17 protein-coding genes and 1 tRNA gene are annotated in these 17,757 nt (G+C 55.5%); 12 read left to right on the top strand and 6 right to left on the bottom strand.

Translation table 11 applies throughout. The features are described 5' to 3' along the window. Window positions 1-26: 26 nt before the first annotated feature. The 5 genes from selB to F8A88_RS03850 all read right to left on the bottom strand — a co-directional run bounded on the left by selB (window position 27) and on the right by F8A88_RS03850 (window position 6,879). Window positions 27-1,940: a selenocysteine-specific translation elongation factor gene (gene selB / locus F8A88_RS03870; RefSeq protein ID WP_151149774.1), complete on the bottom strand. Its 1,914-nt coding sequence runs from the start codon at window positions 1,938-1,940 to the stop codon at window positions 27-29. 292 nt (window positions 1,941-2,232) lie between these two features. Continuing rightward, entirely contained in the window at window positions 2,233-2,682 is a 450-nt protein-coding gene (locus F8A88_RS03865) for an MCP four helix bundle domain-containing protein (RefSeq protein WP_151149773.1), read from the bottom strand. A 139-nt stretch (window positions 2,683-2,821) separates the two neighbouring features. Next, the gene (locus F8A88_RS03860) at window positions 2,822-4,201 is read right to left on the bottom strand and encodes an aminopeptidase (protein ID WP_151149772.1); all 1,380 of its coding nucleotides are present in this window, start codon (window positions 4,199-4,201) and stop codon (window positions 2,822-2,824) included. 28 nt (window positions 4,202-4,229) lie between these two features. Further along, on the bottom strand, window positions 4,230-5,627 hold the full coding sequence (selA, locus tag F8A88_RS03855) for an L-seryl-tRNA(Sec) selenium transferase (RefSeq protein WP_151149771.1): 1,398 nt from the start codon (window positions 5,625-5,627) through the stop codon (window positions 4,230-4,232). A gap of 25 nt (window positions 5,628-5,652) precedes the next feature. Continuing rightward, entirely contained in the window at window positions 5,653-6,879 is a 1,227-nt protein-coding gene (locus F8A88_RS03850; RefSeq protein WP_241667329.1) for a bifunctional folylpolyglutamate synthase/dihydrofolate synthase, read from the bottom strand. A 109-nt stretch (window positions 6,880-6,988) separates the two neighbouring features. On the opposite strand from F8A88_RS03850, the gene F8A88_RS03845 reads away from it, so the two are divergent. The 11 genes from F8A88_RS03845 (at window position 6,989) to F8A88_RS03795 (ending at window position 14,679) form a co-directional block, all read left to right on the top strand. Continuing rightward, window positions 6,989-7,065, top strand: a tRNA-Arg gene (locus tag F8A88_RS03845). Window positions 7,066-7,288: 223 nt separating this feature from the next. After that, the gene (locus F8A88_RS03840; protein ID WP_151149770.1) at window positions 7,289-7,978 is read left to right on the top strand and encodes a hypothetical protein; all 690 of its coding nucleotides are present in this window, start codon (window positions 7,289-7,291) and stop codon (window positions 7,976-7,978) included. Window positions 7,979-8,038: 60 nt separating this feature from the next. Then, window positions 8,039-8,623, top strand: coding sequence for a hypothetical protein (locus F8A88_RS03835; RefSeq protein WP_151149769.1), 585 nt, complete (start codon window positions 8,039-8,041; stop codon window positions 8,621-8,623). A 468-nt stretch (window positions 8,624-9,091) separates the two neighbouring features. Continuing rightward, a complete protein-coding gene (locus tag F8A88_RS03830; RefSeq protein WP_151149768.1) occupies window positions 9,092-9,439 on the top strand; it encodes a cupin domain-containing protein in 348 nt (115 codons plus the stop codon). A gap of 273 nt (window positions 9,440-9,712) precedes the next feature. After that, the gene (locus F8A88_RS03825; RefSeq protein ID WP_151149767.1) at window positions 9,713-10,099 is read left to right on the top strand and encodes a hypothetical protein; all 387 of its coding nucleotides are present in this window, start codon (window positions 9,713-9,715) and stop codon (window positions 10,097-10,099) included. Window positions 10,100-10,157: 58 nt separating this feature from the next. Further along, the gene (locus F8A88_RS03820) at window positions 10,158-11,108 is read left to right on the top strand and encodes an AEC family transporter (RefSeq protein ID WP_151149766.1); all 951 of its coding nucleotides are present in this window, start codon (window positions 10,158-10,160) and stop codon (window positions 11,106-11,108) included. 68 nt (window positions 11,109-11,176) lie between these two features. Continuing rightward, complete coding sequence (locus F8A88_RS03815; RefSeq protein WP_161598332.1) at window positions 11,177-11,956, top strand: substrate-binding periplasmic protein; 780 nt, start codon at window positions 11,177-11,179, stop codon at window positions 11,954-11,956. A 96-nt stretch (window positions 11,957-12,052) separates the two neighbouring features. After that, entirely contained in the window at window positions 12,053-12,364 is a 312-nt protein-coding gene (locus tag F8A88_RS03810; protein ID WP_151149764.1) for an ArsR/SmtB family transcription factor, read from the top strand. Between the two features lie 82 nt (window positions 12,365-12,446). Further along, window positions 12,447-12,821: a rhodanese-like domain-containing protein gene (locus F8A88_RS03805; RefSeq protein ID WP_151149763.1), complete on the top strand. Its 375-nt coding sequence runs from the start codon at window positions 12,447-12,449 to the stop codon at window positions 12,819-12,821. A 65-nt stretch (window positions 12,822-12,886) separates the two neighbouring features. Beyond that, window positions 12,887-13,636 (top strand): sulfite exporter TauE/SafE family protein, encoded by a 750-nt coding sequence (locus F8A88_RS03800; RefSeq protein ID WP_151149762.1) that lies wholly within the window; start codon window positions 12,887-12,889, stop codon window positions 13,634-13,636. A gap of 239 nt (window positions 13,637-13,875) precedes the next feature. Further along, entirely contained in the window at window positions 13,876-14,679 is an 804-nt protein-coding gene (locus F8A88_RS03795; protein ID WP_151149761.1) for a DNA/RNA non-specific endonuclease, read from the top strand. Window positions 14,680-14,751: 72 nt separating this feature from the next. On the opposite strand, the gene F8A88_RS03790 is transcribed toward F8A88_RS03795, so the two are convergent. Next, complete coding sequence (locus F8A88_RS03790) at window positions 14,752-15,099, bottom strand: NirD/YgiW/YdeI family stress tolerance protein (protein ID WP_151149760.1); 348 nt, start codon at window positions 15,097-15,099, stop codon at window positions 14,752-14,754. 310 nt (window positions 15,100-15,409) lie between these two features. On the opposite strand from F8A88_RS03790, the gene F8A88_RS03785 reads away from it, so the two are divergent. Beyond that, entirely contained in the window at window positions 15,410-17,512 is a 2,103-nt protein-coding gene (locus F8A88_RS03785) for a mechanosensitive ion channel family protein (RefSeq protein WP_151149759.1), read from the top strand. Window positions 17,513-17,757: the final 245 nt, after the last annotated feature.

Genomic DNA, 17,757 nt, shown 5'->3' with positions numbered 1-17,757 from the left:
GTCAAGCATTATGCCCGGCCTGCCTCTCACGAAGACGTCCCCTTGCGCAGATGACGCACGTCGCCCACGCGCACGGTCAGCTTTTCCTTGTCGAAAAATTCCAGCACCGGAATGATGAACTTGCGGCTCAGGTCGGTCATGTCCTTGAAATCGCGTGCGCTCATCTCCTCATGGTCGGCAAGAAAGCCCCGCACGCGGTTTTTGAGGTCTTCCAGCGCAGGGGCATGGTAATACATGTCCTCGTTGATCCTGACCAACTCGCCCTGATCTCGCAGCACCTGCAATACGGGCGCGGCCTCGCGCGGACTCATGCCCGTTGGTTCCAGCGCGTCCTTGAGATTGGGCGGACGAATGCCGCCCTTTTCATAAGCCCGCAACAGGGTCTCGCGCACAAGCTCGGTGTCCGAAGCCAACGAGACCTTGTGATCCTTGAGCCGCAAAACCTGCTGGTCCGCCACCACGTCGCCCTTTTTCACGAGCCGCTCCACCACGAGGTGAAACAATTTGGCGGGCAAGCCTCTGCCCCATGACGAGGCTATCTCGCCCCGCGCCATGCCGGGCTTCATGGATTCGCGGGCATGGAAATCGGCCAAAAACGCCAGCAGGGAATCCTGCAATCCGGCAACAAGCGCACCGGACACATACCGACGCTCCTCCTTGTCGAACAGGGCGACCTTTTGCTGTCCGGCCATGGTGCCCAAATGCTTTTCCAGCGCCTTGGACTCAAGGTCGGACATGGTCATGAGTTCGGCAAAACTCACACCATTGGCTCCGGCCAGACCAAGCTGGCCAAGAATGACCTCCTCCGGGGAATCGGAAGTCAACGCGGCAAGGCCGTCCACAGCCGGGGAAAAACGCTTGATGGCATGTGCGGACGGGCTGAGGATGCGGCCGCCCGCAATGGTCCGCAGCGGCGAGAACGAGCGCAGGACCACCCTGTCGCCATATACGCCCGCCAACGGAGTGGGAAAACGCATCTGGCAAATGGCGGTCTCGCCCGGCATGAGCTTGTCGCGGTCCAACAAATGGATTCTGGCCAGAACCTCCCGCGCGCCGTGGTGAAAATGAATTTCCTTGCGGTGCTTGAGCGGCAGGGGCGACGATTCCAGCAAGGAAAGCTCCACCACCCAGCTGTCATGAGGAAAAAGCGTGCCCGGACGCGCCAGCACCTGTCCGCGCTGCATATCGGCCACGTCCACGCCCTGAAGATTGACGGCCGTGCGCCGTCCTGCCGGAGCCTGCTCCACACTTATTCCATGGGACTGCAAACCGCGAACCCGGGCGGTGCGGTCATCGGGAAAAAGCTGCACGTCCTCGCCCACCTGCAAGGAGCCGGAAACCAGCGTTCCGGTGACCACCGTGCCGTGCCCCTTCATGGTGAAGACGCGGTCCACAGGGAGCCGGGCCAGATCGGACCGCCGCTTTGCCGCAAACCCGGCCTTGAGCGCGGCCAATTCCTTTTTGAGCTCTGCCACGCCCTCTCCGGTGCGTCCGGAAACAGGCACGATGACACAGCCGGACAAAAAAGTCGGCTCAAGGTAGGCGACCACCTCTTCCTGAACCATTTCCAGCCATTCCTCGTCCACCATGTCCGTCTTGGTCAGGGCGACCATGCCGGTGCGGATACCCAACAGGGAGCAGATGTCCAGATGTTCGCGGGTCTGGGGCATGATGCCTTCGTCCGCAGCAATGACCAGAAGAACGAAATCAATGCCGGCGGCCCCGGCCACCATGTTCTTGACGAACTTTTCGTGCCCGGGCACGTCCACCACGGAAAGACGGGAGCCATCCTCGAAATCAAGGAATGCAAACCCCAATTCTATGGTGATACCGCGCTTTTTTTCTTCGGAAAGTCGGTCGCAATCGATTCCGGTAAGCGCCTTGACCAGCGTTGTCTTGCCATGGTCGATGTGACCGGCGGTTCCCATGACGACGGGCATTGGCTCTCCTTGCTTTTGCAGGCTTGAATCCAGACAGGGATGGTAAATGATTCCCGCTTTCTGCTCAAGATGCAAACACGGCAAACCAAAGTAAAGAAAGCACCCGCCTTCAAAAACGAGAAGGCCCCCGGAAAAACCGGGGGCTCTCAAAAGGAATCTGAAGTTTGTTGCGAATTTCCCGAAAACACTCCGCGGTCAAATGACTACAGGTTGGTTGGGGAGTTACACATAAACCATTCCTTTGGACTCGATTGAAGCATACGCGACTTTTGAGCCCATGCAAACAAAAAATTCACATATGGCCGCGCCCGCCGCCCGGACCACCGCGCCCCGGCCCCTGCTGTTGAAACGCCTGCTCCTTTTCCTTCATGAATTGGTCATACTTTTGCATTTGTTCCGGAGTCAGGAATTGTTCAAGGGCATCGCGCAGGATATCGTGCTGCAACTTGATCTCATCCCGCAGTTCCATCATGGCAGACCGCCCGCCCTTGCGCGCCCGCTCGAACATGGCCTCCATTTCCGCATGATGTTCTTCGATGACAGGACGAATCTTCTCGACCTGACCGGGATTCAAAGTCAAAACGGATTGCAGCTCGGCAAGCTGATCTTCGGCGCGGGGCGGCTCCATGGCCTGAGGACGCCCGCCGGAACGTCCCCCGGAGCGCCCATCGGAATATCCGCCGGAAGCGCATCCCGTCAGAAAAAGCAACAACACAACGACAAACGATACAGTACGTTTCATGTTCATTTTCCTTTTCGCATTGAGGATTGGTGACATGAAAGGCAAGTCGGCGGCCTGGAGCAATCCGTTACATGACCACGAAAAAAGCCCCGGCCTTATGGCCGGGGCTTCATATTGATCACGTTCCCGTTCTGCAGAATCAGGATTTCAGGAATTCGCGGAACGCCAAGGTGGTGGCATAAATGTCCGCCTTGCTGCACAGCTCGAACGGGCTGTGCATGGAAAGCACCGGAGCGCCCACGTCGATGATGTCCATGCCGTACACGGCCAGATACTTGGCCACGGTGCCGCCGCCTCCGGCGTCCACCTTGCCCAGTTCGGACATCTGCCACGGAATGCCCGCCTCATCAAACAGACCGCGCAAGCGGGCAATGAATTCGGGGTGCGCATCGTTGGCAGCCACCTTGCCCCGATGGCCGGTGAACTTGTTGAAGCATGGGCCGTACCCGAGGTATGCGGCGTTGCGTTCTTCGTGGACGTCCTTGTGGTCCGGGTCCACGGCGGCGGCCACGTCGGCAGAAAGGGCCTGACCGTTCATCATCACGCGGGAAAGCCGGGTTCCCGGTTCCCATGCGTCCACCAGCTCTTCAAGGGTGTACTCGAAAAACAGGGACTTGGCCCCGGTGGCACCATCCGAACCGATCTCTTCCTTGTCCCAGAACAGGACGATCTGCGTATATTCCGGTTCTGTCTCGGCCAACAATGCCTCCAGTCCGCAAAATACGCTGGAGCGGTCATCCTGCCCGTACCCGCCGATAAGCGAGGAATCCAGCCCCACAAACCGGGCCGGACCAGCCGGAACCACCTGCAATTCCGCGCTGATGAAATCGGCCTCGGTAATGCCGTACCGCTCGTTGAACAACGTGAGAATCCGTTTCTTGACCAAGCCTTTTTCGTCTTCCCCGTCGGAATCGACCGGGCATTGGCCAAGAACAACGTTCAGCTTTTCGGCCTCAAAGGCCACGGAAACCTTTTTCTCCACTTCCTTGTAGGCCAGATGCGGCAAAAGATCGGTGATGGTCAGCACCGGGTCCGCAGGATCGTCGCCCACGGCAATGCGCACGATTTCCCCGTCCTTTTTGACCACCACGCCATACATGGCCAGCGGCATGGTCAGCCACTGATACTTGCGGATGCCGCCGTAATAGTGGGTCTTGGCAAGGCAGATTTCCGTGTCTTCGTACAAGGGGCGTTGCTTGAGGTCCAGACGCGGGGAGTCGGCGTGTGCGCCCACAAGGCGAAACCCTTCGGAAAGCGGGCGTTTGCCCTTGCGGGCCAGAAATCCGGTTTTGCCGCGCTGGATACGCATGACCGCGTCAGCCGAGAAATCCTCGCTGAACCCGGCGGCTGCAGCCCGTTCCCGCACATAGTCCATGACCAGCCGCTCGGTTTTGCAGCGGCTCAAAAAGTCCACGTATTCGCGGGCCATGGCGTCCATGGCGTCGCGGTGTCCGGGCGCGGAATAGACCTTCCACGCGCTTTGCGGCTTATGCTCCAGTTCACTGGTGGTATCGCTCATTATTTCTCCTGTATTGTCATATGCCCGGTCACTGCCGCAGGGCCTGATTCAGGGCCTCGGCAACCAGCCGGTATTCGTCGGAAGCCAATGTTCGCGGATCAAGGCAGAAGGCATTATCTTCAATGCGGCCCACCAACGGCGGGTCCGTGGCCAGAAGCCGCTGCCTGAGTTCATCCACGGAAATATTCTTCGGCACCACGGCCACCAGCGCGGTTTCAAGGTCGCGCTCCGGGAATGCGCCGCCGCCCACGCGGGATGCCCCCCGGCGCACGGACGTTTCCACCTGCTCGCCCACGGCACGGTCCAAGGTGCGGCGCAAGGTCGCGGCACGGGAGCGAAGCTGACGGTATTCCGCAGTGATCATGCGCAATGTCGGCACGGCCGTGCGCGCGCTGTCCATGTCCAGATACAGGCGCAAAGTGGCCTCCAGCGCGGCAAGGGTCATCTTGTCGATGCGCAATGCGCGGTTCATGGGATTGACCTTGATGCGCGATATCCACTCCTCGCGCCCCACGATGATGCCCGCCTGCGGGCCGCCCAGAACCTTGTCTCCGGAAAAACTGACGATATCCGCCCCCTGTCGCACCACTTCCTGCACCGTGGGTTCGGACGGCATGCCCGCCCTTTCCAGAGGAAACAGCGTGCCGCTGCCCAAATCCTCCAGCACGGGCAGTCCGTAGCGGTCGCCGAGCTCGCGCATTCTCGGCAGGTCCACCTCGCCCGTGAATCCGACCATGCGGAAATTGGAAGTGTGCACCCGCATGAGCGCGGCGGTATTGTCGCCGATGGCCTGTTCGTAATCACGCACATGGGTACGGTTGGTGGCCCCGACCTCGCGCAGGGTCGCGCCACTCTTGGCCATCACGTCCGGGATGCGGAACGAGCCGCCGATCTCCACCAGCTGCCCTCGGGAGACAATGACCTCGCGCCCCTTGGCCAGCGTGTCGAGCATAAGCATGACCGCTGCGGCGTTGTTGTTGACCACCACGGCGGCCTCGGCCCCGGTGATGGTGCACAGCAACTCCTCCACGTGGGAATAACGGCTGCCCCGCTCGCCCGTGGCGAGGTCGAATTCGAGATTGGAATAGCGCGCGCACGCTTCCACCACGGCCTGCACGGCCTCGGGCGCAAGCAGGGAACGGCCCATATTCGTATGAATGACCACGCCCGTGGCATTGAGCACGCGCCGAAAATGCGGACGGGCCTTGACGCGAACCATGGCCATGACGGCAGGAAGCAGCCGCTCGAACGCCAGTTCCTCAGGCTCGGAAACAACGCCGGAACGGATTTCCTCGCGCTTGATGTCCAGAAATTCGTTGACCAGCTCACGCAACAGAGGCCGAGGCAGGGCCGCCAGTGTGGAATCGTCGGTCAATGCCGTCAGAATCGGGTCCACCGAAGGAAGGTGCTGAAAGAGTCGGGACATCCTGTTGCTCCTTGCGCGGCGCGCTCTAGCGAGAATTTCGACTGAGAAATTCAGGATATAACTCATAAAATGCAGCCAGTAAATACAGGGAGCCGCACACGAGGACCGGCCCGGGCAGGTCGGCGACCCGTTGCAGGGCCGTTGCCATGCCGTCCGTGGCCTCGGCTTTGCCGCCGAGCACCTTAACCAGATCAACGGGCCGCGCTGCACGCTCCCACGGCATGGCCGGGCAAAGGATCGGTCCATCGCTCATAGACCGCAACAGGGGAACCATGGATGAAATATCCTTGTCCGCCATACAGGCGAACACCACGGCCTGCGGGCGGACGCCCTCCTGCTCCAACGTATGGGCAAGGGCCTTGAACGCGTGCAGGTTGTGCGCGCCGTCCAGCACGATATCAGGCAGCCCGTCCGGGCGCACACAATGGAAACGGCCGGGAATGAACGCTTGGGCCAGCCCTGCGGCAACGGCCTCGGGGTCGGAATCGCGACCAAACATTTCGGCTGCAATCTGCCAGCCGGACAAGGCCAGCCGGGCATTGTCCTGCTGGTGCGGTCCGCGCAGACCCAGAGTTCCGGGAACCAAACCGATCAAATCCGAAGCGTGCAGCAAGGTTGCACCCACCGCGCGAGCCTGCTCTTCCAGCACGGCCAGAGCTTCCGGTTCCTGCGGCCCGGTGATGGCCGTGCCTCCGGCATGCATGGCCCCTGCCTTGTCCCGCGCAATGGCTTCCAGCGTGCTGCCGAGCACGGCTTCATGGTCCATCCCCACCGGAGTGAACAGGGTCAGCCCCGGCGCAAACACGTTGGTGGCGTCATAACGCCCGCCAAGTCCGGCTTCCATTATGGCCAGATCAACGCCCGCGTCCATGAAGGCCAGCATGGCCAGACAGGTCTGAAATTCAAAATAGGTAAGATCCGCACCGCCGGGCGTTGCCAGCACCATGTTGGCCAGCCGGGTCCAGTCTTCCGGCTCCAGCATGCGGCCGCAAATGCGCACCCGTTCGCGCGGGGTCACCAGATGGGGCGAGGTGAACAGCCCGGTCCGCACGCCGTTTTCGCGGGCAATGGATTCGAGAAACGTGGACGTGGAGCCCTTGCCGTTGGTGCCCACCACATGCACAACGGGCACGCCGGGCGCGCCCCGCCGTTCCCAAAAGGACTCCATCCGGCCCAGCCCCATGTCCATGCTGAACAGCCCGAGATTGTCCATGTATTCGCACACCCGGGCATATGATTCGAAATGCGGCACGTCCGGCTCCTTTGCACTGTGTCGGCAAGCCACATAACAGGAAAGCCCGCGTCCGAAAACCTTTTGCTTGACCCCGCGGCCGGGCTTGCATTACTAAAATCACCTCCATGCGCCAGTAGCTCAGTTGGATAGAGCATCGGCCTTCTAAGCCGACGGTCGGGGGTTCGAATCCTCCCTGGCGCGCCAAAATTTCAGGGACTTGCGGCATGGTCGCAAGTCCCCTTTGTTTTTCTTCTAGACACACTCCTAACCATAAAGCCATGTGCTTTCGATTGCTTAAAAATTCCAGTTAGCCCTCTGGACGTTGACAATGGTCAAAGGCAATGGTTGGGTGACACCATAAAAATTCAACAACAAACAATGCAAAAGGGCCTGCGTGGAGTATATAGATTGGTTCGATGAATACATAATGATGATTAAACGGTTTTATGAGAACAGCAATCATCAATTAGGCTGGCGTTTCTTAAACGGCAGTAAAAACTCATTAAAAAATCCTCTCGTCGCACTGATCACTTTGAACCCCGGTGGCAAAACAATCCCTGAAGGGCATTCATGGGAAAGTTGTGAAAATGGCTCTTCGTACTTGGTAGAAAAATGGAAGGGCAGTGCAAAACCAGGGCAAGCCAATCTGCAGAGACAGATACAGCTACTTTTTGAGAAAATCATTGCAAAAGGTGCGTTGTCCATTGATCGGGATCAACTTATTGAGCAATCCCTTTGTGGCTATTTCGTGCCTTTCAGGTCTCCTCGCTTGATAGATTTGGCCGATAAAAAACAGACTTTTATATTCGCAGAGCACCTGTGGGGAAAGGTCCTGAGCCATGTTAAACCGAGACTATTCGTCTGTATTGACCCGGAAACCCACAAAAGGGTTAGCTCTTTGATTTCATCCGCATACAAGGCGCCCAAAATCAGCACCAAAACCTTTCAGACCAATTGGGGAAAGATAACGGCAACACTCGATAGGTTTGGAACCGAAGCCCCGGTCCACTTGCTAAGGTTACCGCATTTATCCACGTTTAAACTGTTTACAAGCGATCAATGCCAAGATCAGCTAGACCTGATCTTTGAAGAAGCATGCAGCGTACTAAAGAATTGAAATATTGCAGCTCATGATCAAAAAAAAACCTGAAGCAATATACTAAAGAACTCGTGACATATGAAAAATATAGAAGCCTTTGATCGTAAACTTAAAGAGCTTACAAGATATGATCCAGAAGCACGTCCTTTTCTATGTAAAGGTTTTCCATTTGGCTGTGATATTTTTTTGGTAGGCATAAACCCCGCGACGACCACCAGCTTTTGGGACTATTGGTCCCCAAAAAAAGGTTGTGATAAGGAATCCTGGATTACAAAGTATATAGAACGCCATGGAAAATTTAGCCCAACAAGAAAGAGAATTGAACTTTTTTTTGAATATGCAAATCCATTAAAAGTTTTGGAAACAAATATTTTTCCTTTCCCATCCGCCCGTGAAAACGAGTTAAAGGCAACATACAGAGACACGACCTTATTCGATTACCTCATAGAAACAATACAACCAAAGATAATTGTGGCGCATGGCGCGTCGACAATAAAGCACCTGTCAAAGTTCTATGGGAAAGACCTTAAAAAAAGTGTTTTCACGACTGTAAGCCACCAAGGAACAATTATTGATGTCCGAGTGGAAAATCATTTTTCCTACCAATGGTCATTCAATGCCATAAAAAATTTAGCTGTAGAAATAAAAAATCGCTATGCGTAACGGGGCGCTGGGGCGGTCTACCTCCCCCTCCTTGTGCATCCGAAACGCCGAACGGAGTACCTGTCCTCGACGCTGGAAATTTTACTTGCCGTATACAGGCCCCCCGCGCATCTTCGTAGAGTGGTGACGCTTGGCCTGCTCCTCCGCTTTCTTCTCAGCTTCGGCAGCCTCGATCTCCACCCGTTCTTTAAGGACACGATTTCATAGCTGTCAGAGTCGATGAACGCCTTCATCTGGCGCCGATACTAAAAATGAATTCACTTTGTCGGTCCACCCAATTGATCCCCTAAACGCCATTTCCAACATGGACAGTTAGACAAACGACCTTGGCCTGCGCCCAAGGCTTGTGCTACTTTTCTTTCCGGCAAATACACATCCAGACGGCTTGTCCCACGCCTCGGTTATCGGGTCTTCGGGGCACGGTTGTCTTTGAATTATCATACAATACGAAAAACAGGAGTAACGAGCATGAAGGTCATTCACTATACGGATGTTGCGGCACAGGACCTGCCCGTGGCCGGTCCCGGCGTTTCCGGCCGGGTGGTCATCGGCAAGGCCGACGACGACGTCAATTTCTGCATGCGCGTCATCGAGCTACAGCCCGGCGCGCAAATTCCCATGCACACGCATCCGTGGGAGCACCAGCAGTTCTATTATTCCGGCACCGGGACCATCGACAAGGGCGGAGAGAAGATGGACGTCGGCCCCGGAAGCGTGGTCTACGTGGCCCCGGACGAGGAGCATCACCTCGTGAACACCGGCGATGAACCGTTGGTTCTGGTCTGCCTGGTGCCCAAGACCGCCCCTGAAATCTAAACGCTCGCCCTTTGGCTGGCACCACGTTGCCACGCATCGCGATACGGCCCGTCCCCGGAAGCATATCCGTTTCCGGCACGGGCCGCTTTTATTCAAACAGCCGATACCGGGCCACGCTATTGCCGAAAAAAACGGGCAACGTCCCTGTTCCTCCCTCTTTTGTTTCCGTTGCAGAAAGAAAGCCAAAACAATTCGCATATCCAATCCTGCCGTTTTTATGTAATGAGAGGGTAAAACCGTAAAGACAACGTGTCTGCCAGAGGGAGGATAATCGTGTTCGAACTCCTGAAAGCAATGTCCAAGGCATTGTTCCGTGTCATCTTCAATGTATGGTTCCTTGTGGCACTCGTGGCCGGATTCGTTTCCTGGCAACTGCATGGAGTGCACCAACAACAGGACGAGCTGACGCGAATCCGGCACAGGCTTGGCCAATTCAACGATGTTTCCGATGTCATGTGGCAAGACTACGAAACATTGCGCGTTGTTCTGAAATTCAACTACCGGCACGACCCGCAAGTGCTCGGCCCAATGTTCTGCAACACCTTGCAGGACATCCGCATGCCGCACACCATCATTATGGGCACCATTCTGCCCGGCCAGAAATTCCGGCAGCTGGCTGCCTGCCAATGCGAAAAAGAACACCCCCCGAATGACGAGTAACCGCCGCAAACTGCTCCGGCCGGAAAAGAAAAACCAAAACAAAACGACGTGAGGCACCATGACCATTTATTCCCGCCTGATCACATCCGTGATCATTCTGCTGGGGCTGATCGGTTTTGCCGCTTTTCTCCGACACAAGGGATTTGTCAGGCAAGAACACGGCGGCATTTTTGCCAAGCTGGTTACCCACGGCACGCTCCCGGCCCTGATATTCGTCTCGCTGGCGCACACCACCGTGGACTGGTCGGAAAGCTGGTTTGCGCTGATCATGCTCTGCGCGGAAATTCTGGCTCTGGCATTGGGCTGGATCGGCGCGCGGCTGCTCCGGCTGGACCGGGCCGCATCCGGCGCAATGATTCTCGTTTCCGGGTTCGGCAGCTCTTCCCTGCTCGGTTATGCGCTGATCAGCCAGGTGTTCCCCGGCAACACCGCCGCCATGACCGAGGCCGTCATGGTCTCGGAAATCGGGGTTGGCCCGGCCCTGTTCACCATCGGTACCATGATCGCCATCTACTACGGCAGCGAAGCGACCGCCCCCGGCGCACGCTTCAAGGCCGCCCTCGCCTTTTTCCGCTCGCCCATCTTCATCTCCGTGGTGGCCGGTTTGCTGTGGTCCGGCTTCAGGCTGCCCACGGATGATCCAATATGCGGAACAGTGATACAGGGGCTCCGGTTGGTCGGAAACGCCAACACGCTCATGGTCACCCTGCTTGTGGGCGTGCTGCTCAAATTCCGGGGCATTGCCTCCGTGGCCATGATCGGAGCATTCGTCGCCGCCAACAAACTGATCCTGAAGCCGCTGCTGATCTGGCTCCCGACACTCTTCATGCACGTGCATACATGGGAAGTGCACGTGCTGGTGCTGGAAGCGGCCATGCCCTCCGCCCTGCTCACGGTGGCGCTCTGCCGAACCTACGGCTGCGATGCACCGCTGGCCTCGCGCATGGTCTTTCTGACCACGGCACTCAGCGCGGCAACCATCCCGCTGATGTTCTCGGTCCTGCCTTAGGGGGCGGCCACATCACTTCAGAACAGACAATAATGTACAGCCGGAAAAGCGGCCTGTATGGTTACAATATGAAATCTTTTGCCACATGGATCATGCTGGTTTTCCTGTCAGTCGCATATCCCCAAGCTGGGTACGGCGGACAGGTAAACCGGCTGGCCTGTGACATCTGGCCCCCCTACCAGATGTATCAGGACACCGAACTCACGGGATACTCCGTGCAAATCGTGAAAGCGGTGTATCAACGCATGGGCATCCCCCTGAAACACCCAATAACCGCACTCCCATGGAGTCGGTGTCTTGCCATGCTCGAAAACGGGACCATGGACGCCCTCTTCTCGGCCAACTACGCGCCGGAAAGAAAACAATACGCACTCTACCCCGAAGAACCGCTCATCAGCTCGCCCTGGGTGGTATGGGTCCGCAAGGGGTATGAAATCGAATCGATGCAGGAGCTGCAAAGCATGCGGGTCGGCGCAGTGCGCCAATACAGCTACACCCCCGAATTCTGGGAATTCATCCAGACGAACAGCCGGGTGGAAACAGTCGGCAACGATGAGACGAATTTCAAGAAACTTTCCGCAGGCCGGCTGGACGCAACCGTGGCCGAACTGGCCAACGGCCTGTATCTGCGCAAAAAGCTGGGCATAAAAAACATCGTTCCCATACGGCATTTGATAGTCAAGGAGTCGGGCCTCTACATCATTTTCAACAAAAAAAATGTATCGGAAGAATTCGTAAACGAATTCAGTCAGGAACTCTCTGCATTCAAAGAAACACTAGAATATCGAAACCTGTACGAAAAGTATATTGATCTGGTCGTCCCGAAAACACCCAGTCCTGCCCACTAGCTCCTGCCCCCCAGAACAGATTCGCCCCCCACTCCGCACCGCACATCGGAACTGTTGACAACACAAAACATTTGGCCTAATCGCCAAATGAATACCATGAACAAACACACAACAAAATGCGACGCGGCCCACTATGAACAACGAGCCGCAATCATGAAAGCCATGGCCCATCCTTCCCGATTGATGATGGTCGATGCCTTGGCCCACGGTGAACAATGCGTCTGCGACCTTACAACACTTGTAGGGCACGACATCTCCACTGTTTCCAAACATTTGAGCATTCTCAAGAATGCCGGGATCGTGGAAGACGAAAAACGCGGCAAAAACGTGTACTACAGCCTCAAGGTCCCCTGCGTACTTACGTTTTTCCATTGCATGGAGTCCGTGCTCAAGGCGGGCGGCCAATAATTTTTTGTCTATCAATTGGTCTTTTCGCCAAACATCATGCGAAAAGACCAGACTTTTGCAATACAACCACAAGGAGTAAAATATGGAAAACCTGAACGCCATACTCAAGGACATGAATTTCGAATTCTTCGGATCGGGCAGCCACAGCATGAACGTGGACGTCATGGCCCAAAAGGTCCACGCCGACAACGTCATCCTTCTGGACGTGCGCACAGACAAGGAAGTGGAATATGTCCGCTTTCCCTTTGCCAAGCACATTCCACTGAATGAACTGCCCGACCGCCTTGGTGAACTTCCCAAGGAAAAGCTCATCGTTCCGTTCTGCTCTTCCGAATTCCGCGGCGTGATCGCATACACCTACCTGCTCGCGCAGGGCTATGAAAATGTGCGCGCACTGAGCGCGTCCATGGAAGACATGATCAAAAAATTCAAACCGGGTCCGCTGGCCAAGGCATAATTTCACGGCCTTTTCCGACACAACGCCGGGAAAGGCCACATTCATATTCGAACGGAAATCAAACAATGGACACTCTCACAATCGCGATCGTCATTCTCTCATTCGGCATGAGCTTTCTTTTTGCTTTGGGCGGGGTCGGCTCTGCGATCATACTCATCCCCACCCTCACATGGCTGGGCATTCCATTCAACCTTGCCCGGCCGACAGGGCTCTTCGTCAACTGCGTCAGCATGCTTGGTGCCACGTATTCAAACATCCGCGCCAAACGGCTGGATTTCCGTCTGGGTCTTCCGATCATAATATCCTCGTTTGTGCTCGCACCGTTCGGGGCATGGGCCGGGCACCATCTGCCAACGAGGACACTTCTCTTCATGTTCATGGGTTTTCTGGTCTTCTCCGGTTCCATGATGCTCTTTTTCAAGGGCTCGAAATACGCGCACCAATACCGTGAGGATCGTCCGGTCATGGGTCCGTTGCTTACGGGCGTTCTGGCTGGATTCCTTTCCGGCCTGCTGGGGGTGGGGGGCGGCGGCGTGATTTCGCCGCTCATGATTCTTCAGGGCTTCAACCCCAAAAAGGTGACCACCGTGACGGCTCTTGCCGTGCCGTTTTCCTCATTTTCCGCATTCATGGCCTATGCGGCAATGGGGTCTGTTTCATGGAAACTGCTGGCCCTGGCAGGACTCGCGGCGTGGGCGGGCGGCTATCTCGGAACACGGTTCATGCACTCGAACATCCAACCGCAGACAGTCAAAAGGATGCTGGGGGGCTGCCTTGTTCTGCTGGCCGTCAAACTTGCGTGGTCCACTCTCTGACTCCACCATCCCCCCCTCCTCATCCGAACAAGCACAGGCCGGCGACTGAAACACAGTCACCGGCTCTTTTTTGCCCATCCATCACCAATCCATAAGGCCCCATGTTCACACACGGGGAGCACGGCAAAACACCGCCCCCTGATAACAACCTGGCACTAAACGCCTCCTGAATATCGTGCAAAAGATATGACAGGATTCTCCTTTCGAGCATCCGCAACCCGAACATTCAAGGAGGCATCATGATGCAACGCAAACTGTCCCTGATATGGGGCGCAACGCTGGGATTCTGCGCATTGGTCGTTCTGCCCGTCATGGCACAGGCGAACTTCACGATCTATGGCGACCCCACGGGCGCGCCTACGACAAACCTGACCGTTGATCACACCATCTACAAGCTGAGCAACGACGGCATGACCAAATTTGCCACATGGGTGGCCTACAAGCTGGAAAAAGACATGTTCACTCCGGCCGGCAAAACCAAACGTGTCTGGAAAAAGGACCCGAATATCCCCAACGGCCAGACTCTAGTCCCCTCGGACTATCAGGGAGCACACGCAACTCTGGACGTTGACCGGGGGCACCAGGCCCCACTCGGTTCTTTCAGCAACACCGCATATTGGAGAAAAACAAATTTCCTCTCCAACATCACACCCCAGAAATCGGACCTGAACCAGGGAGCATGGCTGCGTGTGGAAGTACGCGTTCGCAAGTTGGCTGCCGAAGATGAAACCGTATACGTCATGACCGGTCCCCTGTACGGACAAATATGGGGAAAATTGCCAAACGCGAGCATGACCCACCGCATCCCCACAGGATACTGGAAGATCATCGCCATTGAACAGGAAGATGAGGACGAACCGATACTGGTGACGGGATACATGTTCGGGCAGGACACAGCAAGAAGCGCTGACGAGGATGATTACCGGGCAACGGTCAATCAAATAGAAAAATGCACCTGCCTTGATTTCTTCCCCCTGTTGGACGATGAAATCGAAGAAAGAGTCGAAAGCCAGAACTCACTCGAACTGCCGTCGATGAACTAGCACTGACAACGCAAAAAAAGGGAGGCGGGCACAACACTCCCGCCTCCCGGCAAACCATCAACCAAAAACGTGTTAGTCCTGAATGGAAATGACGTCGGCGGTAACCTGCGTCATCATCATGTCCTGAGCCACATGGCCCACCACATGCACGGTCGCTTCGGAATCGGCCATGGCCATCTCCAACTGCGCCGGATTCATGACCTGCAGACGAATCTCTCCGGTTCCGTCAGAAAAAACATACTCGCCGTCGGCAACCTTGCGAACAACCTTGCCGTCAAGAACGGCACGTGTTTCAAGATCGGCCTTCTTGGCCTTGGCCACGGTATCCACCGGACTGGCCACGGACTTGTCGGTATCGGCCATGGCGGCCACTGCGACCACCGCAAACATCAAAAGAACGATTATGCTCAAACGCTTCATGATAATTACCTTACCTTCTCTCTCGTTGAGAGTTGAAATATATTAGTCACCACGACTGATTCCAGTACTAATACATCAAAAAAACAAAATCTACATTTTTTTTAACGCTTAAGCTACTGTTTTAATTGATTTAAGTATTTTTTGGTTGATTGACCAATCAAAACTTGTGAGAAATAGAACATGACAAAAACGGGTAATGATTCCCAGCAATAGAAACAAAAGACCGCACAGGCGTGCCTGAATTCAGGTTGCGCACATTTGTTCGCAACTATATATGAATTAAGTACTTCGACACAGGAGACATACCTACATGAAACGCTTGCCCTCCGTATTTGTCCCATTCGCCGTTGCCATTGTTTTGCTGCTGCCCAATTATGCTCAGGCAGCAAACACCCACCATGCTGACGGCTTGCGGACACTGTTCCGCTCGTTCATGGAAGCCATGATCAGTGATGAAGCAGGAAAGGGGAACAAGCCCCCTCTGGATCAATACATTGCCTTCACCGAAAACGGCCCAAAGGAATCCCTGATACGAAAAAGCATATCCCGCCTTTTCTTTGTACTGGAAAATCAAGGTCTCGACATGGACGAAGCCATCCCCGATGCCCCGCAGGACAGCGACACCGCGGTCGTGTACATCAAGGACGGGCGAGGGACTCCCCTGCCGCTGACACTCCGCAAGGATTCGGAGGGGAAATGGCGCTTTTCTGACAAAAGCATCTGTCAGCCGGCCCTGACCAGAGTATACGCGCATCTGCGCAACCGCCTTGAAAAGGTCACAAACCTGGGGAAAGACAGCGACGAGTTCAATCCCCGTTTCGTTTCTCCGTATCGCAGCATGATGACCCTTATCGCCGGGGTGGAAAATTTTGCAGGATACAACCTGCAGGACGCAACGCAGGCACTGGACCTTTCCGAACTTTCACCGCCGAAACAGGTTACGGAAGGACCCAACCTGGCCATTATGCTCTATCGCGTGTTGACGCTGGAATCCGCCGTGGACGTGGACGACCTGCCAGCCACGTCCGAATCGTCAAAGGCTCCAACCTTCCTGCACAGGAACGGTCTGGGCGCCATCGGCATGCAGATCACTACCGACAAGGACGGTCTTAAATCCTGGAAATTCAGTCCGGAAACGCTGGATGTGGTCAAGGACATCTACGACGAAACAATCGCCGATGCTCTGAAGCAGGGCATCAACCCGTTTCTGGGAGCCAACCTGACCACAACGGTTCGATTGGACGACTTCATCCAACAACATGCCCCTGCCATGGAACAGCCTGTTTTCGGGATCAATCTGTGGAAATATCTGGCTCTGGTCATCGTGCTGATCCTCTCTCCCCTGGCGTGGCGACTCGGGCACAAAAACGGTCACATCATCATGCTCTGGCTCAAGGCAAAAAAGCCGCAACTGTACCTTGAAGACAAAGTGAACTCCCTGGCCCTGCCCATGAAGATTCTCTTCCTTACGGGCTTATGGGAGATGTATGCCGAACTGGTGCTTGATTACGAATTCTTCGCCTCCATAACCATTCTTTGCATCAGGACCGCATTCACGCTCTCGGCAACACTGGTAGGCTGTCAGGCCGTCATGTTCACAAGCCGCTGGCTTGCCGATGTATCCGGTTCGCGTTCACAAGGAACATTCATTCTTGTCATGGGGCAAATGCTCCGCATTGTCGTGGGTCTCATCGGTCTGTTTCAGGTTGCAGCCCTGTTTGGCCAGGACAGCACACGCGTCCTCGCCGCCCTCGGCATTGGTGGTGTGGCACTGGCTCTGGCCAGCAAAAACACGGTTGAAAACATTTTTGGCACAATAATGATCATCACCTCGCGGCCTTTTGCCAACGGCCACAGAATCCAGGTGAACAACATTCGCGGGGTCGTGGAAAACGTAGGCATTCGCAGCACCACCATCAGAACCCGCGAGTCGTCCCTCGTCACGATTCCGAACGCCACGTTCATAACATCGGCAGTGGACAACATGGGCAAACGGGAATCACGGCGATTCAAAACCCTGCTCTCCCTGACCTACGACACTCCGCCGGACAAGCTCGTGGCCTACGTCAGCGGTATCAAGGCTTTGCTCAATGAAAACAACAAGATAAAGCCGAGCCATCGGCACGTCAGCGTATATGATCTGGGCAGCCATTCCATCGACATCAGGATCAACATGCATCTGGACGTGGAAAAGAAAAGCGAAGAACTCGCCCTGCGCGAACGTTTGATTCTGGACTTCATGATCTTGGCCGAAACCATCGGCGTCGAATTCGCTTTTCCCACACAGACCATCCAAACCATGGCGGCCCCAATTCCGAACCACGAAGACATGGGCGGAGAACGGCGTGCAAATGCACTGGGCAAGGAAGCCGCCAGCATGGTCATCAGGCAACATTCTGAGAAGAACACGTAGTGTGCGGCTCAGAAGTACAAATAGTGGAATTGCGACCCGGCAAAAACATGGAACGTTCAAGTTTTTTTACCCGCTGTTGAACAAAACCGACATGCAGGCAGCCTGTTGCCGATACAAAAGTGTGGTATTTCAGACCTATAAGGAAATACGTCAAACCATACAGTTCTTGGCACGCCAGTTGCTTAAACTAGAATATCCTTCTTTCTTTTGCGATTAAGAAGAAACGGCTTTTCCGGGATTGGCTC

Source organism: Pseudodesulfovibrio senegalensis (genome assembly GCF_008830225.1).
In the GTDB taxonomy this organism is placed as follows: Bacteria; Desulfobacterota; Desulfovibrionia; order Desulfovibrionales; family Desulfovibrionaceae; genus Pseudodesulfovibrio; species Pseudodesulfovibrio senegalensis.
This window is presented reverse-complemented; position numbering and strand designations above follow the sequence as displayed.

Excerpts from the sequence above, each read along its gene's own strand:
- F8A88_RS03795 (WP_151149761.1), top strand. The coding sequence starts at position 13,876 with ATGATGCAACGCAAACTGTCCCTGATATGGGGCGCAACGCTGGGATTC.
- F8A88_RS03810 (WP_151149764.1), top strand. The coding sequence starts at position 12,053 with ATGAACAAACACACAACAAAATGCGACGCGGCCCACTATGAACAACGA.
- F8A88_RS03815 (WP_161598332.1), top strand. The coding sequence starts at position 11,177 with ATGAAATCTTTTGCCACATGGATCATGCTGGTTTTCCTGTCAGTCGCA.
- F8A88_RS03860 (WP_151149772.1), bottom strand. The coding sequence starts at position 4,201 with ATGAGCGATACCACCAGTGAACTGGAGCATAAGCCGCAAAGCGCGTGG.
- selA (WP_151149771.1), bottom strand. The coding sequence starts at position 5,627 with ATGTCCCGACTCTTTCAGCACCTTCCTTCGGTGGACCCGATTCTGACG.
- F8A88_RS03785 (WP_151149759.1), top strand. The coding sequence starts at position 15,410 with ATGAAACGCTTGCCCTCCGTATTTGTCCCATTCGCCGTTGCCATTGTT.
- F8A88_RS03805 (WP_151149763.1), top strand. The coding sequence starts at position 12,447 with ATGGAAAACCTGAACGCCATACTCAAGGACATGAATTTCGAATTCTTC.
- F8A88_RS03840 (WP_151149770.1), top strand. The coding sequence starts at position 7,289 with ATGATGATTAAACGGTTTTATGAGAACAGCAATCATCAATTAGGCTGG.
- F8A88_RS03790 (WP_151149760.1), bottom strand. The coding sequence starts at position 15,099 with ATGAAGCGTTTGAGCATAATCGTTCTTTTGATGTTTGCGGTGGTCGCA.
- F8A88_RS03865 (WP_151149773.1), bottom strand. The coding sequence starts at position 2,682 with ATGAAACGTACTGTATCGTTTGTCGTTGTGTTGTTGCTTTTTCTGACG.
- F8A88_RS03820 (WP_151149766.1), top strand. The coding sequence starts at position 10,158 with ATGACCATTTATTCCCGCCTGATCACATCCGTGATCATTCTGCTGGGG.
- F8A88_RS03800 (WP_151149762.1), top strand. The coding sequence starts at position 12,887 with ATGGACACTCTCACAATCGCGATCGTCATTCTCTCATTCGGCATGAGC.
- F8A88_RS03835 (WP_151149769.1), top strand. The coding sequence starts at position 8,039 with ATGAAAAATATAGAAGCCTTTGATCGTAAACTTAAAGAGCTTACAAGA.
- F8A88_RS03830 (WP_151149768.1), top strand. The coding sequence starts at position 9,092 with ATGAAGGTCATTCACTATACGGATGTTGCGGCACAGGACCTGCCCGTG.
- selB (WP_151149774.1), bottom strand. The coding sequence starts at position 1,940 with ATGCCCGTCGTCATGGGAACCGCCGGTCACATCGACCATGGCAAGACA.